The organism is Ruminococcus sp. AF17-1AC (assembly GCF_003461385.1).
GTDB classification, from domain to species: domain Bacteria; phylum Bacillota; class Clostridia; order Oscillospirales; family Ruminococcaceae; genus Hominimerdicola; species Hominimerdicola aceti.
On the sequence record NZ_QTWZ01000015.1, the window covers coordinates 1 to 20,442 of the forward strand.

A 20,442-nucleotide genomic window follows, 5' to 3' on the forward strand; every position below is an offset into this window, starting at 1 on the left:
TCTCTCTTTTCTTTTTTCTTAATTTTGTCCAATATCTATTGTAGCACTACAACCGTTACTTTTTTATTAATAGATAATACTTGAAATCTTCGGGATAATATAGTATAATAGCCTTATATGTTGTTATCCTGATAGGAAAACTCAGGCAGAAGGAATGGTGATAGTATGAAAAAAGGAGTTATCTCTGTGAACTCAAATGCGGAGAAAACTATTATCGCAATGACGATATCCGTTGTTCTTGCCATTATTTTTGACGGCAAAAAGAAAAAGCCTGCAAAGCGCAAAAGCTTTGCTCAGCGTGTTTCAAAGCACTATAAAACTATCGACAATATAATGCTTATGACAGTTGCAAAGGACGTCAAGAAAAAAGAGCAGGAACGTGCGGCTCTTAAAAAGAAAAATTCATACAAGACCAAGCTCCGTGACCTTGAGATACAAGACGCTGAGTTTATTGAACTGTAGGTGATATCATGACGGAATATTTCAAGCGTTACCGCAGTTTTGTTGCAAGCTGTCTTGAGGATAAAGACTGCGACTTTGCAAAGCTCCTTGATTATCACAAAGAACATATCGCTTTTTTTCAGCACGAACGGCTGATACATCTTATCGTGACGGTGCTTTTTGCACTTTGTACTGTCATGACGTTCATTGCCATTGCAGTTTGGCAGGTCATGATACTCATACCCCTTGCTATTGCGCTTCTCGTACTGCTTGTGCCTTATATAAAGCACTACTATTTTCTTGAAAATCAGACTCAGCTTCTTTATAAGGACTATGACAAAATATACAGACGAGTACATAATTTTGGACTCGACAACGAGAAAGGCGTGAAATAATGGAGTACACAAAATACACCAAGGAGCAGTGGAAAGGCAGCGTCATAACCTCTCCCCTGCCGCCTACTCTCGTTACCTGCGGCAGTATGGATAAACCCAATGTGTTCACAGTTGCGTGGACAGGCATTCTCTGCACTCAGCCGCCTGTCACCTACATCTCCGTCAGACCTGAGAGATATTCCCACGAGCTTATCACTCAAAGCGGTGAGTTCGTCATAAATCTGCCGACCAGAGAGCTTGTGAAAGCTGTGGATTGGTGCGGTGTGAAAACCGGCAGAAAAGTGGATAAGTTCAAGGAAATGCACCTTACCGCAGAACCGTCCGCAAAGGTATCGGCACCTTTGCTGGCCCAGTCTCCTGTGAATATCGAGTGTAAAGTAAGAGAGGTCGTGAGCCTTGGTACACATGATATGTTCATTGCTGACATTGTGGGGCTTGACGTTGCAAAAGAATTGCTTGACGAAAAAGGAAAGCTTTGTCTTGATAAAGCGGGACTTCTTGCCTACGCTCACGGAGAGTATTACGGTCTTGGCAAAAAGCTTGGCACGTTCGGCTACTCAGTAAGGAAAAAGAAAAACAACAAAAATATCAGAAAAGGAAAATAGAGTTATGAAAAAAATTCTCACAGCCGCAGTTGCGCTGGCTGTATGCTATAGGCTCAGACCTATCAAAGCGTACGCATGGAGCGGCACTACTCACGAGGACATTGTGAAGAAATCACTTGCACTTCTGGAAAAGGAGAAAAAGCAGAAGCAGGTGACATTCTATAAAGACTATCACAGCGAGATACTCAAGGGCTGCACACAGCCTGACGAGGAGAACGATATGGACAAGGGTCATGGCAAGCATTATTACTCCTGCGTTAATCCAAAGGGCAAGGAGCTTCCTGAAACTAACGGCTATTACCGCAACCGCTTTGGTGACCTTGCAGTGAGCGCAAGAACTTGCCTCGAAGAAAACTACACCGCCGCAGTATCTCTTTACAAAAGCGGTGACATAAAAAACGCCATGCGTGTTCTCGGCAGAGCCGCACATTTTATTTCAGACATGGGCTGCACTGTTCACGTTGCTAACATGAAATATCAGGACAAGGCAAACAACGTGCATTACGCTTTTGAGAAGCACGTTTCCACCACCTGCACAAGACACACAGCCGACAGCTTCGACAAGCGTCTGCTGAAATACTACGGCAAGGATAACTTTGGCGAGGCTGCAAACAAGCTTGTAAAATACGCAGGCAAGTTCGTTGACACCATTTCTCACCTTGACCCAAGAGCTTTTGATGACGTTGCAAAGAACACTCTGCCTGTTACACAGCAGAATGTCACAGCGCTTCTTCTGAAATTCTATGACGATTGCACCTCTGACGCAGGCAATTACATACTTGACGGCAAGGCTTACACATTCAAAAACGAGATATCGGGACTTGTACTCACTGTTACCCCAAAGGGATTGCAGCTTGAAAAGCCTGACAAGGAGCTTGAACAGAAGCTGACGGTCTGTCTTACAGAGGACGGCACATTCGGTTTAAAGATAGGCGACGGCGGATATGTAAACGCTTCATGCAAGGGCTATGACTATCTGAAAATAGACGGCAAGCCTGTTCAGTTCAGGGTCACTGCGCTGGGAAAAAGACGTTTCAGAATATCCACTGAGTCCACAGACTATGTAAAGGTGCTTGCAAACTCAAAGGGCGGAAAGCTCTCCTTTGCTGACCTTGAGCCTGAAAACTCAGCTCAGATCTGGATACTTAACTAAAGATCACAACACAAAAAAGGCAGACTCATCGTCTGCCTTTTTTTTACTGTAAATTATGTTTGCGTGTTATTATGAAGTTTGTCAACAGAAAATATGCCAAGATATATGCGAACTGATACATTGTCATAAACACAAGTCTTAGGTTGAATGCCACTTCTGTATCGGGCAATCGTGACGTTGGCATAAAGAGCATATTCCACAGAGAAAGGTCGCCTGCCAGATTGCTTATCATCGAGGATAACATATTGCAAGCGAAGATTATGGCAAAGCCTACTAGAACTTTATGCTTGAAACAGTTTGAAAGAGAGATAACAAAATATAAGAAAATCTGCAAGCCTGCAAACAGCGTCAGAGTATACAGGCATATCAGAAACGAAGTGAGCGGTTCTTCAGCAAAGCCGTTGCCCAAAGCGTTTATAAAATCTCCCACAGAGTCAAGATATTCTGTTGGATCAATAAGCAACAGCGAAAGCACAAAAACGATCATGCTTGCCGCCGACCATATAACAGAAGAGATGAACTTTGTGAAAATGTGATAATATGGCTTGACAGGTATTGTCAGCATAAGATAGCCCTCGTCAGTGAAAAGGGTCTTGTGAAAATTCGTCAGCGATATGGTAAAGCCCACAGTGAACAACGCCCCCACGGCAATACCATAGGCAATGCACACAACAATGAATATCACCAGAAAATTAGGGCTTTTAACGCTCTCGCCATAACGAAGCATCAGAGAAAATATCAGTGCAACTATCATATATCCCAACACAAGAGGGAAAAACTTTCTTGCCGAGTGTTTAAGCTCATATTTCAAAAGCTTGCCTAACATCTGTACACCTCCCTGAAAAGCTGATCCACAGACTTGCCGGTTTCGTTATGGATAGCGTCAACAGATTTATGCAGCCTTAGCATACCATTTTGTATCATCACCACATCGTCAAGAACAGGCTCGATATCTGAGATAAGGTGAGTAGAAATTACCACAGCCGCCCGCTCGTTGTAATTTGAGATTATGGTGTTGAGGATATAATCTCTTGCCGCAGGGTCTACGCCTGCAATTGGCTCATCAAGTAGATAAACGTCAGCCTCACGGCTCATAACAAGACAAAGCTGCACCTTTTCTTTTGTACCCTTTGACATTGTCTTGAACTTTGCCGCAGGGTTTATCCCCAGCCTGTTCATCATATCCTGAGCCTTTGCTACATTGAAATTGCTGTAAAAATCCTGAAAAAACCTGAGCATCTCATTTACTTTCATATCGTCAGGTATGAAATTTCTGTCAGGCAGATAGGAAACCACTTTTTTAGTTTCCACGCCAATAGGCATTCCGCATATGAGTATATCCCCTGCCGTAGGTTTTATAAGTCCACAGCAAAGCTTGATAAATGTTGTTTTTCCGCTTCCGTTCGGCCCTAGCAGACCGATAATTTTACCCCTCTCCAGCGCAAGGTCAAGATTGCTCAGCGCTGTAAAGCTTCCATACTGCTTTGTAAGCCCATAAGTCTGCAAAACAGTTTCCATGCTGTCCCCTCCTTTGTAGCAAAAAGCAGCAAGACTTTAACACGCCTTGCTGCCGCATTATTATCTTTCTTCACAAATAAGCTTGATCGCAGTTCTTTCCTCACCGTCGATCAAAACGCTTGCAAATGCAGGGATACAAATAAGATCAATGCCCAATGGTGCAAGATAGCCCCTTGCGATCGCTATAGCCTTGATCGCCTGATTGGCTGCGCCTGCGCCCACTGCCTGTACCTCAACTGCACCGCTGTCACGGATAACGCCCGAAACTGCTCCTGCCACCGAATTAGGGACAGACCTTGAAGAAACCTTTAGAATTTCCACTTGAATACCTCCATAAGTAAATTCAAAGAATTTACCCCACTTATTATACACACTATATTATACTACATACATAATAAAATTTCAAGCTTTATTAATACTTTTCGTTATTATCGCTTAATAACACGCTGTATATTTGTTGCTTTTCCCGATTTTTCATCAAATTTTACCACAACTCCGTTTATAAAGCAATCGTTGGTGCTTTCTGAAAACCTCACAGGGGTGCGATATTTGAACTTATTTATGACTATATCACTGTCCACACCAAGTACGGAAAGCTCAGGGCCTGTCATTCCAACATCGGTAATATAGGCGGTATGTCCGCCTAAGATCGTTTCATCAGCCGTCTGAACATGGGTATGAGTGCCAAGCACAGCAGTGCATCGTTTTTGCAGATAAAAGCCCATAGCCTTTTTCTCAGAAGTTGCCTCCGCATGAAAATCAACGATTATATTAGGCGTATCAATGCTTTCAAGAAGCTTGTCAACATAGTTGAAAGGATTTTCCACTGCTTCCATATACATCGTTCCCATAAGATTTACCACGGCTATCTTATAAGGACACATATCGATATAAGTCACTCCATGACCCATAACGCCCTCAGGGTAATTGGCAGGTCTTAAAAGTTGCTCGTTTGTGTCATAAAGCTCCTCAGCCTCACGTCGTCTGAAAGAATGATTTCCTGTCGTTACAACGTCAGCCCCCATGTTGAGAAGCTGTCTGTAAGACTGCGGTGTGATACCATTGCCCTGAGCAGAATTTTCACCGTTCACCACGGTCACATCTATATCATATTCACGCTTCAGCTTATACATTCTGCTTTCAAGAAAATCGCAGCCGCTTTGTCCCACAACATCTCCGATAAAAAGTAAGTTCATTTGCTATCTCCGTTCTATACTGCATTTTACAGTTACCCTTATTATACACTATCCTTACTGCAAAATCAAGCAGACATCACAAAAAAATCAGACGCTTTTACACGTCTGATCTTTCATATCAATTATCGTCAACTGAAATATCATCAACTATCTCAGGAGTATCCTGGATTTCTGGTGTTTTATCAGCTTCGCCCATAAACTCGCTCTCTGTAAGCTCGCCATTCATAAGCTTCTCAAATGTTGCACCGTCAACCTTTTCATACTTCATAAGATACTTAGCCACAACATGAAGCTTATCCATATGCTCGTTGAGTATCTTTTCAGCGTCAGTAAATGCACTTTCAATAAGAGTTCTTATCTCATTATCGATCTCAGCCGCAACGTTATCGGAATAGCTTGGCGTATTAGTGTAATCCCTGCCAAGAAATACTTCATGATCGCCCTGACCGTATACAACAGGACCAAGATTGTCACTGAAGCCGTAGCGTGTTACCATGTTTCTAGCTGTGGAAGTAGCTCTCTCAAGGTCATTTGAAGCGCCCGTTGAGATATCGTCAAGGATCAGCTTTTCAGCAACACGTCCGCCAAGAAGAACCACGATATTTTCGTACATCTCGTTCTTGCTAACATAAGATTTATCCTTGACAGGCAGGCTCATTGTGAAACCGCCAGCCTGACCTCTCGGTATGATAGATACCTGATGAACTTTATCCTGTGATTTGCTGTAGTATGTGCAGAGTGCATGACCGCCCTCGTGATAAGCGGTAAGCTTCTTTTCGTCCTCTGTGATGACCTTAGACTTTTTCTCAGGACCTGCCACAACCTTTATAGAAGCTTCCTCAAGCTCATCTTTGGTGATAGCCTTTTTATTCTTTCTTGCCGCAAGGAGCGAAGCCTCGTTCACAAGGTTTTCAAGGTCTGCACCTGTAAAGCCTACAGTTGATTTTGCAATAGTTTCAAGGTCAACGTCAGGAGCGAGCGGCTTGTTTCTTGTGTGAACTTTCAGTATAGCTTCTCTGCCCTTAACGTCAGGATAGCCCACAAGTATCTGTCGGTCAAATCTGCCCGGACGAAGAAGTGCAGGGTCAAGTATATCACGTCTGTTTGTTGCAGCCATAACAATAACAGAATCGTTATCCTCAAAGCCGTCCATTTCAACAAGAAGCTGGTTAAGGGTCTGCTCACGCTCGTCATGACCGCCGCCAAGGCCTGCGCCTCTCTGTCTGCCCACTGCGTCGATCTCGTCTATAAAGATGATAGCAGGAGCGTTTTTCTTAGCCTGCTCAAAAAGATCTCTTACTCTTGAAGCACCGACGCCCACGAACATCTCAACGAAGTCAGAACCTGAGATCGAGAAGAATGGAACTTTTGCTTCGCCTGCAACGGCTCTTGCGAGAAGCGTTTTACCTGTACCCGGAGGGCCGAGGAGAAGAACGCCCTTAGGTATTCTCGCACCGATCTCGGTATACTTCTTATTATCACGGAGAAAATCAACGATCTCCTTAAGTTCTTCCTTTTCCTCGTCTGCACCCGCAACATCATCAAAGGTAGCTTTCTTGCTGCTTGGCGCCATTTTGGCATTTGTTTTTCCGAAAGATGACATCTTTCCGCCGCCTGCATTCTTCATCATGAAAACAAAGAAGAATATCATAACGCCCAGCATAAGCAGCGTCGGTATCAGATTGAGCCAGAAGCTGTTATCCGATATCGGTATAAGATTATACTGCAAAGGATCGTCCGGATTTTCAGTATTATATTTCTTACGATAGTTCTCAGCGTCCTCACCGCCAAGGACTTCATTTGCAAACAGTGAAACATTTGGAACTGTATAACTATATACCCTATCCTCGCCCTTGAGCTTATACTTAAGCTGTCCGGAGCCAAGGTCAAGCTCAAACTGTGACACGTTCAGGCTGTCAAACTGTTCCATTATCTCCGAATATTTTTTGTCGGAAGATTTTGTGCTCATGCTTGTTAGCATATAGACCAATCCGCAGATTATGGCAACCGATACCAGCAGATAGATCAACAGGGTCTTTCCATTATTATTGTTTTTCAATCGATCACAACCTTTTGTTCTGTATTATATTTGGCTCCTTATTCGGAAACTATACCGATAAAAGGAAGATTTCTATATCTCTCATCATAATCAAGACCACAGCCAACAACGAATCTGTCCTCGATCTCATAGCATTTGAAATCAGGTGTTATGTCTGCAACACGTCTTGACGGCTTATCAAGCATAACAGCTATCTTAACACTTGGCGCACCCATTGACGCAAACTTCTTTTTTAACTCGCAAAGCGTTCTTCCTGTGTCGAGAATATCCTCAACCAATAAAACGTCCCACTCTCTCAGGTCAAGACCCATAAAATCATGATCTCCTGAAATTGAAACATTTCCTGTTGAGCTTGTGCCAGCATAACTCTTTGCAGTAATAAAAGCGATCTGCATATCGTTGTCGATACTTCTTACAAGATCAGCAGTAAACACGAACGCTCCCTTAAGAACGCACACAACAAGAAGCTTTTTTCCTTTATACTCTTCAGTTATCTCTGCTCCAAGCTTTTTCACAGACAATGCAAGCTCTTCTTCAGAATAAAGAACCGATATATTGTTCATTAACTAACAACCTCTCTGATTATATATTATCAATGTGACAGAAAAGTGAAAAAATACAAATTCACACAAAAAACTTTTCAGCTTAGGGTGATATTCATCTCACTTTATGGTAAAAGCCAATATTTTAACGGTTTCAGAGTCTATCTTCACCCTTTCAGCCGCACCGCTTCCTTCAACGAAAACAACGCCCTGACTATCTTTTAGGATAACGGCACTGCTCCTGTCCTCAAGTCTGAAGGACTTGTTCACCAGCTTTCGCACATCGCTGTCAAAATCTCTGTTCACAAGGCGTATCTTCTCGCCCTCTCTGCGATTTTCGACAACAATCTCACCCTTTATTTTATCATAATCCAGACAACAATTTGCAAACTTTTTATGAACATTTGCGATTTTTCCGTCAAAAGGATAGAATTTGAACTCTATCTCCTTATTGCCGAACTGATAAACGCCCTCGTCGCTTACCTTAACGCTCCTGAGAGTGCTGTTTTCAAGCATCTCGCCCTTTGCAAAGCTGAGCACACCTTTTGAGCAGACCGCAAAGACTCCGCCCTTGACGTTTGCCTTACCCACGTCAAGTATCAGCCTGTCGATATCCTCGATACTGTCATGGCTCACAGTAAGCCCCTCTTTCTCAAGAATGTGCATTATTGCACGACGGCGTACACTTTCGTGGAGCTGTCTTAGACACAATGCGTCATAGCCCTTTGGCAATACCGCTTTCTCAAAGGCTTCAAGCCCCTGACTTTCAAGATAGTCGCTGTCTGTTCTAAGCCTGTCAGCTGTCATGGAATATGAGCCAAAAAGCGAACTGTTAAGCTCCGCAAGCCTTGGCACAACAAGGTGGCGAATCTTATTTCTGGTATAATCGTCAGTAAGATTTGTGGAATCGGTAACAAAGTCCTGTCCTCTCTCTTTGAGAAAGCACTCTATTTCCTGACGAGTACAATTTATAAGCGGTCTTATGATATTTCCCCTCACAGGCGGTATTCCGCAAATACCTTTCAGACCTGTACCTCTTGCGAGGTTGAATATGGCAGTTTCAAGGCAATCCGAAAGACTGTGTGCTGTGCATATCTTGTCTGCACCGATACTATCGAAAAAGTCGTATCTGAGCTTCCTTGCTCCCTCTTCGGTGGACACGGAATGTTCCTTGCAGTAGCCCACGACGTCAGCATGAAACACTTTCAGCTCGACCCCAAGCTTCTCGCAAAGCTTTTCACAAAAATGCTGATCTCTGTCGCTTTCCTCACCACGGAGGTGGTGATTGACATGACAAGCGCATACATCATAGCCCAGCTCATATAAACACAAAAGGAGCGTAACGCTGTCGGCGCCTCCTGAGAGGCAAACGAGCAAGCGTTCGCTCTTATTTGCCATATTAAATTTCTCTATGGTAGAAGCTACCTTTACAAGAAAATTATTCATCATCTCTCCTGAAATCAAGACCTCTGAACAGGGTATATTCGCCTATCCAGCCAAGCTGCACCTTATCTGTCTGTCCGTGACGGTTTTTCGCAACTATACACTCAGCCACCGACTTGTCGCCCTCATCGCTGTAGTAAGCGTCACGATAGAGGAACATAATGATATCAGCGTCCTGCTCGATAGAACCTGATTCTCGCAGGTCTGAAAGGATAGGTCTTTTATCGTCACGCTTCTCTGAGCTACGTGAAAGCTGTGAAAGTGCGATAACAGGCACATTAAGCTCCTTAGCCATAAGCTTCAAGGAACGTGTTATCTCAGACACCGCCTCAACTCGGCTGGCGTTTTTATTTGCTGATTGCATGAGCTGTATGTAGTCGATGACCACAAGTCCAAGATTTCTCATCCTTCTGAGCTTTGCTTTCATCTGCGGCACTGTACAGCCTGCACCGTCATCAAAATATATAGGAAGCTGTGACAGCGTATCTGCCGCACCTGCTATCTTCTCCCAATCAGAAGGCTCAAGATTGCCCGACCTAAGCAGGGTATTATTAACAAGCGCCTCTGAAGCGAGCATACGGGACACGAGCTGTTCCTTACCCATTTCGAGAGAGAATATAACAACGTCACGCTTTGTCGCCTTGCAGGTATTCACCGCAATATTAAGTGCAAATGCAGATTTTCCCATTGCAGGACGTGCAGCGATAATGATAAGGTCAGTTCTGTTAAGACCTGTTGTGATTGCGTCAAGCTGGCCAAAGCCTGTTTTTGCACCAAGATGTTCGCCTGCGTCAGGACCTGATATCTCCTGCAAATGCTCGAATGTATCAACGATAACGTCGCTTATTCGTGTAAGGCCCTGAACATCTCTGCCCTGTCTTATCTCAAATATAGACTGCTCAGCAGCGTCAAGCTGCGTCTGAGAATCCTCACCGCCGTCATACGCCTTTTCAAGAATCTGATTAGCGGCATTTATAAGCGACCTTACCCTTGCTTTTTCCTCGATTATCTTGCAATAGCTCTCAATATTATCCGTTGACGGCACCATTTCCATAATACCAAGAAGATAATTCTTAGCCATTGCAGACGTTTCAAAAACACCCATTGTGACGGCTTCATTAATTACCGTGATAAGGTCCTCTTTGCTGCCTGTGGTGAACATTCTCACTATTATGGTGAAAAGCTGCTGGTGCTGTGGACGATAAAAGCTTTCAGGCTTTAGTATCTCAATGACCTTCGGAAGCACCGAAGGATCACGAAGAACTCCTCCCAGAACGGCTTCCTCAGCCTCCTGAGAAAAAGGCAGCTCCCTGCCAAGGGTCGCTCCTGTGGTAAGCCCACGGAAATTATCAGCCATGATTACTCCTCAACGACCTTTACTTTAATGCTGCATGATACGCCATGAGTAAGCTTTATCTGTGCAGTATAGTCACCGAAAGCCTTTATCTCGGCTGTAAGATTTATCTTCTTCTTCTCGATAACAACGCCATACTGAGCCTTGAGGCAATCTGAAATAACGTTTGCTGTAACTGCGCCAAAGAGCTTTCCGCCCTGACCTGCCTTAGCCTTTACCAGAACTTCCTTATCCTTTATTTTCTCTGCGATAGCTTTATTGTCGGCTGTTTCAACATCTATCTTATGCTGAGCGGAAGCCTTTTTGCCTGCAAGGTCATTAAGGTTTTTAGCTGTAGCTTCAAGTGCAAGACCCTTTCCGATAAGAAAATTTCTTGCATATCCGTCTGCAACGTTGATGATATCTCCCTGCTTGCCTGAACCCTTTACATCTTTTAACAAAATAACTTTCATATTATTCACTCTGCCTTTCTTTTTTTATTCCTGCGAATTATTTTCCCAGTATTCGTCAATGGCGTCTGCAAGGCGTTTTCTCGCCTCATTCATTGAACAGTTGAGCTGAGTTGCCGCCATAGTAAGATGACCGCCGCCACCCAAAGACTCCATGACGATCTGCACATTACAAGCACCCATGCTTCGTGCAGAGATATTTATCACACCGTTCGTTTCATAGATAACGAACGAAGCTTTTACGCCTGTTATACCAAGCAGCTCGTCTGCCGCCTGTGAAGCCGCTATCCTTATTTCAGAGAAGCTTTCCTCTGTATAAGCCACTGCGCACTCTTTATAAAGGTGTGCACTGTTTATAAGCGACGATTTCTGATGATAAGTCTCGATAGAGTTTGCAAAAAGCTTTTTGACAGCTATAGTATCAGCGCCCTTTTTCTTCAAAAACGCTGCCGCCTCAAAAGTGCTTACGCCTGTTTTCATAATGAAATTCTTTGTATCCAGCATTATTCCCGCAAGCAGAGCTTCCGCCGCATGGACCGTGATATTGGAATCCTCGCCGAAATACTCGATAAGAGCCGTCACAAGCTCGCAGGCCGATGACGCATTCGGCTCTAAGAACGACATTATAGTCGGCTCGATACCGTTCACCATTCTTCTGTGGTGGTCGATAACTACCACATTTTTCGCCCTTGCAAGTATTTCCTTTGACTCCACCAGTGCAGGGTTATGGGTATCAGTTACCACAAGAAGCGTGTTATCGTCAAGTCTTTCAAGACCCTCCTGAGGGGTTATGTAATAATGCTCCGACTCGTTTTCGTTTATGTAATTTATAAGCGTTTTCGACAAATTCTGCTCAGGGTCTACCACAACGTAAGCTTCTTTTACCATGTTTCTGATAGCACAGCAGAAGCCTGTTGCTGAACCTACGCTGTCAAGATCGCCAAATCGGTGACCCATTATAAGCACCTTATCGTGATTGCAGATAAGCTCCAGCATAGCCTTTGCCACCATACGGATACGGGTCTTATTGTTCTTGTCAGGTGCAGAAGAAATGCCGCCGAAGAACTTGAATTCACCGTCCTCCTTGACAGCCGCCTGATCTCCGCCACGTCCAAGGCACATTTCGAGAGCCTGCTTTGCAAACTTCTCGCTCTCCGCAAGGTTTGCACCATCTCTGCCCACACCTATGGACAATGTAAGGTTAGAACGCTCGCCAACAGCAATTTTTCTTGCCTGCTCGAGTATCTTAAATCTCTGCTCGATTATAGGTGCAAGGTGGCGTTCCTCCATATAAACATAGAACTTGTCGCTTGCTACTTTCTTTGACACCGCAGTAGTATTCTCCAAAAATTCCTCTATGAGCTTTTCTATCTCAACAACAACGTGAGCCTTTTCGCTCTCTCTGATATTTGACATAAGCTCGTCAAAGTTGTCGATAGTTATGATTATTACCGCTTTGTGGGACATTCTGAACTCATATTCAAGCTCCACATAATCGGTAACGTCATTGAAATAGACCATTGAAAGCTCACCGTTTGTATCGGTATGTATAGCCTTTGCCTTATAGAAATGAGAATTTGTGCAAACAAGGTCACCGTCAGAGGTGTATATCTTATCCATATCGATATTCATAAGCTCTGTGAGGTCGATTCCGTAGGCTTCCTCCTCAGAGTAGACCTGTCTGCCAAAAAGTCTGTTATACCACACGATGACGTTTTCGCTGTCGATTATTATAGCAGGAGCAGGAAAATTCAGGAGAGAATCTCTCTCCGTCTTTGAGATCATCGTGGAAAGCTTTGCCACATACTTGCGAGTGTGATTGTGGAAAACCACTTCTTCAAGCACCCACAATACAGCCGCCGCCACAGACACTAGAATAAGCACACTGCCCGACTCTCTGTGAGACGGGGTAGAATGCAGCATAAAAGCGCCTATAAGTGACGAAAGCATGGTAACGCACACTGTTATTCTTATTATGATCTGTAATCCGTTGTTACTTTTCATTTTAAAGCTCCTGCATTTCTATAAACAGCCGCACTGTTGTCAGGCGGTCATAATTCCATTATTATCGGCAAAATCATAGGACTTCTCTTTGTCTTTGTGAAGATAAAGTCCGAAAGATTGTCCTTCATTCTGCCCTTTATGGTATTCCAATCCTTCATATTTCTGTCAAGACAATCCTGAAGTGTTTCGGTAAGAAGCTTCTGAGCTTCGGTCATAAGCTCCTCGCTCTCTCTTACATACACAAAGCCTCTTGAAACCACGTCAGGCCCTGCAAGGATATCTCCCGAAGCCCTGTCGATAGTTGCCACGGCAATAATAAGTCCGTCCTGAGCAAGATGTTTTCTGTCACGGAGAACTATTGCGCCAACGTCGCCGACGCCAAGACCGTCCACAAGCACCTTTCCAGCAGGCACTTGTCCTGTTATCTTCATGTCAACGCCGTCTGTTTCGATAACGTTGCCTATATCAGCAATGATTATATTGCTCTCAGGGATTCCCACAGAAAGCGCCGTATCTCTGTGCTTCATAAGATGTTTATACTCGCCGTGTACAGGGATAAAGAATTTTGGCTTTGTGATAGAAAGCAACAATTTCTGCTCTTCCTGACAAGCGTGTCCTGAAACGTGCACCTCGTACATTGACTCATATATTACCTCTGCACCCAATCTCATAAGGTCGTTTACTACCTTTGTGACATACTTTTCATTGCCGGGGATAGGATTAGCCGAGATTATGATAAAGTCCATAGGAGTGATAGTAACGTTCCTATGCTCGTTTGCCGACATTCTTGTAAGCGCCGACATAGGCTCGCCCTGACTTCCCGTTGTGACGATGACCATTTTTTCAGGTGCATATCTCGATATAGTGTCGATATCCACAAGCACACCGTCAGGCACTTTAAGATAGCCAAGCTCGATGCCCTTTGAGATAACATTCACCATACTTCTGCCTGACACTGCCACTTTTCTGCCGTGTGTGACAGCGTTATTTATTATCTGCTGAACTCTGTGAACGTTTGAAGCGAAAGTGGCAATGATTATCCTCTTGCCCTCAGCCTTGTTGAAAAGCTTCACAAAGCTTTCGCCAACCTTGCGCTCGCTCATGGTATAGCCGGGTCTTTCAGCGTTTGTAGAGTCAGCCATAAGAGCCAGAACACCCTTGTTTCCAAGTTCTGCAAATCTAGGCAGGTCGATTATACCGCCCTCGATAGGTGTATAGTCTACCTTGAAGTCGCCAGTATGGATAAGCACACCAGCAGGGGTATGGATAGCCATTCCCACGGCATCAGGGATAGAGTGGTTTACTCTTATAAACTCCACCGCCATACAGCCAAGCTTAACTGTCTGTCTTGGCGTTACAACGTTGAGTTTTACAGTTCCTAAAAGCCCATGCTCTTTCAGCTTGCCCTCGACAAGACCAAGGGTAAGCCTTGTGCCGTAAACAGGCACGTTGAATTTTTTCAGAAAATACGGCAGACCGCCTATATGATCCTCATGACCATGTGTAAGCACAACGCCCCTGAGTTTTTCCTGATTTTTCTCGACGTATGAGAAATCAGGGATAACGATATCAACGCCAGGCATTTCACTGTCAGGAAAAGCCAATCCGCAGTCGATAACGAACATATCGTTTGAACACTCGATAACAGTGAAATTCTTGCCTATCTCGTTAAGACCGCCAAGAGGGATTATCTTCACAGGCGTTCTTCTTACAGGCTCTTTCACTCTGTTCGCCGCAGGTCTTGGACGTCTTTGCTGATTATTCTGCGGTTTTCTCTGTGGAGTTTCATTTCTCGGCTGAAGCGTTTTTTTCACACTGCCCGAAGCTCTCTGACTTTTTACACGGTCAAGCTCTTTTGAAGCCTGAGCCAGAGGTATCTCGCTCTTATTCTGTTTTTTTCTGAAAAAACGTTTTGGTGTAGGATTTTTTACTGTGTTGTTCTTTCCGTTCATAAAATAATGTACTTTGCCCTGCTGTACTCCGCTTTTAAGCCTTTAAAGGCACAAAATGCCGCAAAAAAGCAGCACAAACATACGGCAGGAGCAATTATCTCCTTCCTGCTGCATTTTATCATGCTCAAATAATATTCGATTTTTCCGTTTAGATTCAATATACCGCTGCGTTTGGGCTTTATTATCATGTGCTGTCAAAAAACGCTTAAAGCCTCAAAGAAAGACAAAATGGTGTGATGAACGCAGTTTAAATACAGCGGCATGAGCCGCCTTTGTCCGAACAAAAATATCTGATTATATTGTACTCCATTTTCGTCTCAATGTCAATAGCAATTTATTACATTTATCTGAATATGCCCTTTATCCTGCTTGTTATATCCTCGCAAAAGGCAGCCGCCTGCTCGCAGCTCACGCTTTCTGCAAACACTGTTATACCTTTTTTATCCCTCAGCGGTCTGATAACTGCGTGTGTCTTGCCCATTGTTATCTCACCCTCTGCCGAACAGCCAAGCTCTGAAAATATCTTTTCCTTGTTTTCACGGCTCATTGTTATGCCCACAAATCGGCTTGAGGTGTATGCGTCAGGCACATCACAGAGAGCTTTTTGCAGCGTTATCCCCTGCTCTGACAGATAAGACGTCACCGCTGACGCAAGGTAAAGTCCGTCATAGGCAAACATATTATGGGTCGAAACTGCAACGTCCTTTGCTATGTCAGCGTTGTTTTCGTATCGGTAAAGCCTGCCACAGTGGTCTTCAGCAGCGGCATCGGCACTAGAGGGGAAATTCTCAGGCAATGCCACCGCAAGCCCCTTTTCAAAGCACACCCCTGCATACATTGCCACCAGCTTTTCCCACATGACATAGCCTGTTTTCTCACTGTAAGCTGATACTTTTGTGCCGTCTGCGGAAAGATTAAATATTATACGCTCACCGTCTATATCGTTCCTGCCGTGAAAGAGTCTGTCGGCAAGGGTCGCCTTTTTAACATCATATGTGCGGATATCCACATTTACGCCTTTAAATCGGTCAGGGAGTATTTTTTCAAGCTCTGCGACGTATATCTCCCTCACCGCTGAAAAATCTGTCACACAACCCGTCTGAGAAAGCCCCACACTGCGATAAGCTCTGTCGTCAGCTATGCTTCCAATGCGGTCAAGAAGCTTTTCATCAGGCAACATTCCCCCTGCCGAAATAAGCCTTGCATGACCTGAAATGTTTGCGCCTATGAGTATGCCGAACTCTCCGCCAAATCTGTTCACAGCATAAGAAAGCTCTGAAATGCCTGCTCTGCCTATACTGTACACGTTCACTCCAGCCTGACATATGCCGCAGTCAAGGGCTTGTTTGAGTAAAAAGCTATCGTCAGAGCCATAGGCTGTCACTATACTTCCCCCTTTTTTTGCAGCGCTTGCGGCACAAAGTCCAAAAAGCATAGCCTTTTGCACTGTGGCTTCACCGCCCCACAAACTGCACTCGCCGTTTTCGTCTATGACAAGTCGGCTGTCAGATGATCTTTTCACGTTTTCATAAAGTCTTGCGCCCTTTTCAACAGTTTTTCCGGACCATATGCCCACGCCTTTTTCAATGACGGCTTCACTTGCGATATGAGCCTTTTCGCCTATGACGGAATATTCACCGCACTTCACACCGCTGTCAAGGACAGCCCCACGGCATACCACTGCACTGTTTATATCACAGCGTTCAGACACCACCGAGCCTATGCCAACATATCCGTTCACCTTGCCGCCCTTTACAACAGCGTTATTGTCTATGACGCTTCCGCTTTCTATGACCGACCCTGACATGACAGAAACGTTCTCACCTATATAAACAGGCTCACCTATTGCCGCACCGCTGAAATTACTTTCCGTCAGCCTTTGTGACATATTTTCGTTGTAAAGCATATGCCTTTGACAATCGAGAAAAGCCTCAGGCGTGGTTATCCTTTTATAATAGCCTTTTCCGTCAAGCAGGACAGCTTCGCCACTTTTCACAGCCTCGGGGATTATATCCTCCGTCATATCCATAGGCTTTTCAGGATTAAGACTATCAAAAAGCTCTCTTTTCACTATATATATGCCAGCAGGTTTGTTTTCAGTATCATAAGTCAGAGCCGTACAAAAGGTATCGTGGCTCAAATGAACTTTTATAATCTCATCAAGAGGGTGAGTGCATATACAGTTACATTCCACGGCAAGAATTTCTGTTTCATCGCACATTGCTGTTTTAACAGCCTGCAAAGTGCTTTTGCCTTCGGTGTTTATCATATGGAGCTTTATCTTACCTGAGTATTTTTCATCAAGAAGCCTTTCTACCTGTTCAGAGCCATAGCCCACCGCAAGGACAGCTTCTTCAAAGCCTGCTTCCTCCAGCATTTCAAGAGTAAAAAGCAGAATTTCTTTTCCGCATAATCTCAGAAGAGCCGCAGGTCGCCTGTCTGTCATGGGCATCAATCTTTCTCCACGTCCTCCGCATAAAACAACAGCTTTCATATATGTTCCTCCGTTCATAATATTTGATTTAATGTATTATTGGAAAACATACCCACTGTTATTCATGTGAAAAAAATTTGCCGCCGCCCTTTTCAAGATAGAAAAAATATGCTATAATGTAGGATACGGCATAAAAGAAATTTTACGGAGGTGTATATAATGGAGCAGTTTACGGCTCTTAAAAGAAAAGCACTTGAAAAATATTTTTCACGAATGAACGACCAACAGCGCAAGGCTGTGTTCAAAATAAAAGGTCCGCTCCTTATACTGGCAGGAGCAGGAAGCGGCAAGACCACTGTTTTGGTAAACCGCATCGCAAACATGATATATTTCGGCAACGCATACAACACAGAGCAGACCTACGGCACGCCCTCAGAACAGGACATACAGTTTCTCAAAGACTACATTGACGGCAAGACAAATGACGCTTCTACCCTTGCAGACATTGTGGCATACGATTGCATAAAGCCGTGGAGCATACTTGCTATCACGTTCACAAACAAGGCGGCAGGCGAGCTTAAAGAACGTCTTGCAGGAATGTTGGGAGAGGCAGGTCAAGGCATAACAGCGGCGACTTTCCACTCCGCCTGCGCAAGGATACTCAGGCGTGAATGTGACAAGCTTGGATTTTCAAGCAGTTTCACCATTTATGATTCTGACGATTCTCAGAGAACTGTAAAAAGCATATTGAGAGAACTTGGCATATCCGAGAAGATGTTTCCACCGAGAACGATACTCAGCGAGATATCCCACGCTAAAGACCTGCTCCAAGAGCCTGATGAATACATTGCCTCAGCCGCAGGAGATTATCGTAATCTGACCATAGGCAAGGTATACAAGCACTATCAGAAGAAGCTCAAAGCCGCAAACGCTATGGACTTCGACGACATGATCTGCCACACAGTCAAGCTTTTTGAGCAGTTTCCTGACGTGCTCGACCACTATCAGAACTTGTATAAATATATAATGGTAGACGAGTATCAGGACACCAACAAGGCTCAGTTCAGACTGGTATCGCTGCTGTCCCAGAAATTCCACAATCTATGCGTTGTAGGTGATGACGACCAGAGTATCTACAAGTTCCGTGGTGCGACTATCGAGAACATCCTCAACTTCGAGGAGCAGTTCGACTGCAATGCTGACACTGATGTTATAAAGCTTGAACAGAATTACCGCTCGACCCAGAACATTCTTAACTGCGCAAATCAGCTTATAAGTAACAATCAGGGCAGAAAGGGTAAAAATCTGTGGACAGCTTCGGGTGACGGTGAAAAGGTCACAGTATACAAGGCTTCAAGCGAGCGCAGTGAAGCAAAATTCGTGGCTGACACTATTTTAGAGGACATAAACAAGGGCAGAAAATACAACGACCATGCTATACTCTACCGAATGAACGCACAATCGAACGCTTTGGAGCAGACGTTCATACAAAGTGGAATACCATATAAAATAATAGGCGGTCTGAAATTCTATGACAGAAAGGAAATAAAGGATATCCTCGCTTATCTCTCTGTAATAAACAACCATTTTGACTTTCTCCGTCTGAGAAGAATAATCAACGAACCGAAACGTGGTATCGGCGAAGCCACTGTAAACGCACTTGAACAGATAACCTCAGACCTTGGGGATTCACCTATCCACATCATGCAGGAAGCCGATATGCTTGCACCCCTTGTGAAGCGTTCAAAACAGCTTATGCCTGTGGGCGATATGCTCTCAGAGCTTACTGAGCTTTCTGACACTCTGCCACTTGCGGAGCTTTTGGACAAGCTTCTTGATATGACAGGCTACAAACGTCATCTTGAAATGCAGGGAGACGAGGGTCTTACACGTCTTGAAAACATCAACGAGCTTAAATCCACCATGTCAAGCTACGAAGAAAATGCTGACGAGCCGTCGCTGTCGGGATTTTTGGAGGAAATATCACTTTACACTGACGTTGACAATCTCGACTCTGACGCTGACTATGTTGTGCTTATGACAATGCACTCTGCAAAGGGTCTTGAGTTCCCCATAGTTTTCGTGGTAGGCATGGAGGACAACATCTTCCCGTCATCAAGAAGTCTTGAATCGGAGGCTGACACGGAAGAGGAACGCAGACTTGCATATGTTGCGGTGACACGAGCAAAGGAAAAGCTTTATCTTACCCACGCAGAGGAACGTATGCTTTATGGTCGCACTGACAGAAACAGAATATCACGCTTTATAAAAGAGCTTCCTGCCGATTGCATAGAAAAGCAAGCAGAGGAAACAAAGGCTTCACCTTATCTCAACGGCTACGAAAAGCCCCACAGCATGAGCCTGCAGCAACAGCTGGCTCAGCGAAAGGCTGATAAGAGCAATTTTTCTGTTAATACTGAAACTTTCGCACCAGGCGACAGAGTTTTGCACAAGATATTCGGTGAAGGCACTGTTTTAAGCTCAAAACCTATGGCTAACGATACTCTTGTTGAGATAGCATTTGATAATCGTGGCACAAAGAAGATAATGGCAAATTACACGAAGATAAAAAAGATATAAGGATATAAGATAGAATGATCCACAGGGCGAAACAAAACGCTCTGCGGATCTTTTTGCAATATAAAAGCCGTACACCAAAAAATGTACGGCATATTTTATGTATCAGATAACATCGTCTTCCTGATTAGGAATGTTAAGCTGTTTCTTTGGAACACGCTTGATAGGATCATAGACCCACTTCTTACAGCTATAATCAGCGTCTACCAGACCCTGCTTCTCACAAAGGACCTTATTTCCTTCTCTTGATCTGTTGCCGAAAAGGCAGTAAGAACATGACGGTGAAATTCTGTTACCAAAATAGCTCTTCTTTGCCATGA

General features: G+C 44.2%; 18 protein-coding genes. 5 read left to right on the top strand and 13 right to left on the bottom strand.

Annotation, left to right across the window (positions count from 1 at the left end; genetic code table 11):
• The first annotated feature begins 165 nt into the window (after nt 1–165).
• From DWW81_RS09860 to DWW81_RS09875, 4 genes are read left to right on the top strand one after another with little or no spacing between them, the layout of a single operon-like run.
• Nucleotides 166–462, top strand: a complete 297-nt coding sequence (locus DWW81_RS09860) for a hypothetical protein (protein ID WP_022287830.1) — start codon at nt 166–168, stop codon at nt 460–462.
• A gap of 8 nt (nt 463–470) precedes the next feature.
• Nucleotides 471–836, top strand: a complete 366-nt coding sequence (locus DWW81_RS09865) for a hypothetical protein (RefSeq protein ID WP_117897665.1) — start codon at nt 471–473, stop codon at nt 834–836.
• Nucleotides 836–1,441: a flavin reductase family protein gene (locus DWW81_RS09870; RefSeq protein ID WP_038671500.1), complete on the top strand. Its 606-nt coding sequence runs from the start codon at nt 836–838 to the stop codon at nt 1,439–1,441. Before DWW81_RS09865 ends, DWW81_RS09870 begins: the two co-directional genes overlap by 1 nt.
• Nucleotides 1,442–1,445: 4 nt before the next feature.
• Complete coding sequence (locus DWW81_RS09875) at nt 1,446–2,594, top strand: zinc dependent phospholipase C family protein (protein ID WP_117897664.1); 1,149 nt, start codon at nt 1,446–1,448, stop codon at nt 2,592–2,594.
• Nucleotides 2,595–2,637: 43 nt separating this feature from the next.
• Here DWW81_RS09875 and DWW81_RS09880 read toward each other — a convergent pair whose 3' ends face one another.
• The 12 genes from DWW81_RS09880 to DWW81_RS09935 form a co-directional block, all read right to left on the bottom strand.
• Nucleotides 2,638–3,420: a hypothetical protein gene (locus tag DWW81_RS09880; protein ID WP_117897663.1), complete on the bottom strand. Its 783-nt coding sequence runs from the start codon at nt 3,418–3,420 to the stop codon at nt 2,638–2,640.
• Nucleotides 3,414–4,112, bottom strand: coding sequence for an ABC transporter ATP-binding protein (locus DWW81_RS09885; RefSeq protein ID WP_117897662.1), 699 nt, complete (start codon nt 4,110–4,112; stop codon nt 3,414–3,416). The genes DWW81_RS09880 and DWW81_RS09885 overlap by 7 nt, the downstream gene beginning before the upstream one ends.
• Nucleotides 4,113–4,172: 60 nt before the next feature.
• A complete protein-coding gene (locus tag DWW81_RS09890; protein ID WP_022287824.1) occupies nt 4,173–4,433 on the bottom strand; it encodes a stage V sporulation protein S in 261 nt (86 codons plus the stop codon).
• Between the two features lie 107 nt (nt 4,434–4,540).
• Entirely contained in the window at nt 4,541–5,308 is a 768-nt protein-coding gene (locus tag DWW81_RS09895) for a TIGR00282 family metallophosphoesterase (protein WP_046440166.1), read from the bottom strand.
• 118 nt (nt 5,309–5,426) lie between these two features.
• The gene (ftsH, locus tag DWW81_RS09900) at nt 5,427–7,367 is read right to left on the bottom strand and encodes an ATP-dependent zinc metalloprotease FtsH (RefSeq protein WP_117897661.1); all 1,941 of its coding nucleotides are present in this window, start codon (nt 7,365–7,367) and stop codon (nt 5,427–5,429) included.
• Between the two features lie 38 nt (nt 7,368–7,405).
• Nucleotides 7,406–7,930, bottom strand: a complete 525-nt coding sequence (hpt, locus tag DWW81_RS09905; protein WP_117897660.1) for a hypoxanthine phosphoribosyltransferase — start codon at nt 7,928–7,930, stop codon at nt 7,406–7,408.
• 99 nt (nt 7,931–8,029) lie between these two features.
• Nucleotides 8,030–9,358: a tRNA lysidine(34) synthetase TilS gene (gene tilS / locus DWW81_RS09910; RefSeq protein ID WP_117897659.1), complete on the bottom strand. Its 1,329-nt coding sequence runs from the start codon at nt 9,356–9,358 to the stop codon at nt 8,030–8,032.
• The gene (gene dnaB, locus DWW81_RS09915; RefSeq protein WP_022287819.1) at nt 9,348–10,709 is read right to left on the bottom strand and encodes a replicative DNA helicase; all 1,362 of its coding nucleotides are present in this window, start codon (nt 10,707–10,709) and stop codon (nt 9,348–9,350) included. The genes tilS and dnaB overlap by 11 nt, the downstream gene beginning before the upstream one ends.
• 2 nt (nt 10,710–10,711) lie before the next feature.
• Nucleotides 10,712–11,158 (bottom strand): 50S ribosomal protein L9, encoded by a 447-nt coding sequence (gene rplI / locus DWW81_RS09920; protein ID WP_022287818.1) that lies wholly within the window; start codon nt 11,156–11,158, stop codon nt 10,712–10,714.
• A gap of 24 nt (nt 11,159–11,182) precedes the next feature.
• The gene (locus DWW81_RS09925; protein WP_117864584.1) at nt 11,183–13,159 is read right to left on the bottom strand and encodes a DHH family phosphoesterase; all 1,977 of its coding nucleotides are present in this window, start codon (nt 13,157–13,159) and stop codon (nt 11,183–11,185) included.
• A gap of 47 nt (nt 13,160–13,206) precedes the next feature.
• A complete protein-coding gene (locus DWW81_RS09930; RefSeq protein WP_242989608.1) occupies nt 13,207–15,111 on the bottom strand; it encodes a ribonuclease J in 1,905 nt (634 codons plus the stop codon).
• A 343-nt stretch (nt 15,112–15,454) separates the two neighbouring features.
• Nucleotides 15,455–17,605, bottom strand: coding sequence for a sugar phosphate nucleotidyltransferase (locus tag DWW81_RS09935; RefSeq protein ID WP_181982718.1), 2,151 nt, complete (start codon nt 17,603–17,605; stop codon nt 15,455–15,457).
• 159 nt (nt 17,606–17,764) lie between these two features.
• Between DWW81_RS09935 and DWW81_RS09940 the strand changes: the two genes are divergently transcribed.
• Nucleotides 17,765–20,125 (top strand): UvrD-helicase domain-containing protein, encoded by a 2,361-nt coding sequence (locus DWW81_RS09940; RefSeq protein WP_117858954.1) that lies wholly within the window; start codon nt 17,765–17,767, stop codon nt 20,123–20,125.
• Nucleotides 20,126–20,227: 102 nt separating this feature from the next.
• Here the strand turns inward: DWW81_RS09940 and DWW81_RS09945 are convergent, their stop codons facing one another.
• Nucleotides 20,228–20,440, bottom strand: coding sequence for a hypothetical protein (locus tag DWW81_RS09945; protein WP_022287813.1), 213 nt, complete (start codon nt 20,438–20,440; stop codon nt 20,228–20,230).
• Between the last annotated feature and the right edge of the window lie 2 nt (nt 20,441–20,442).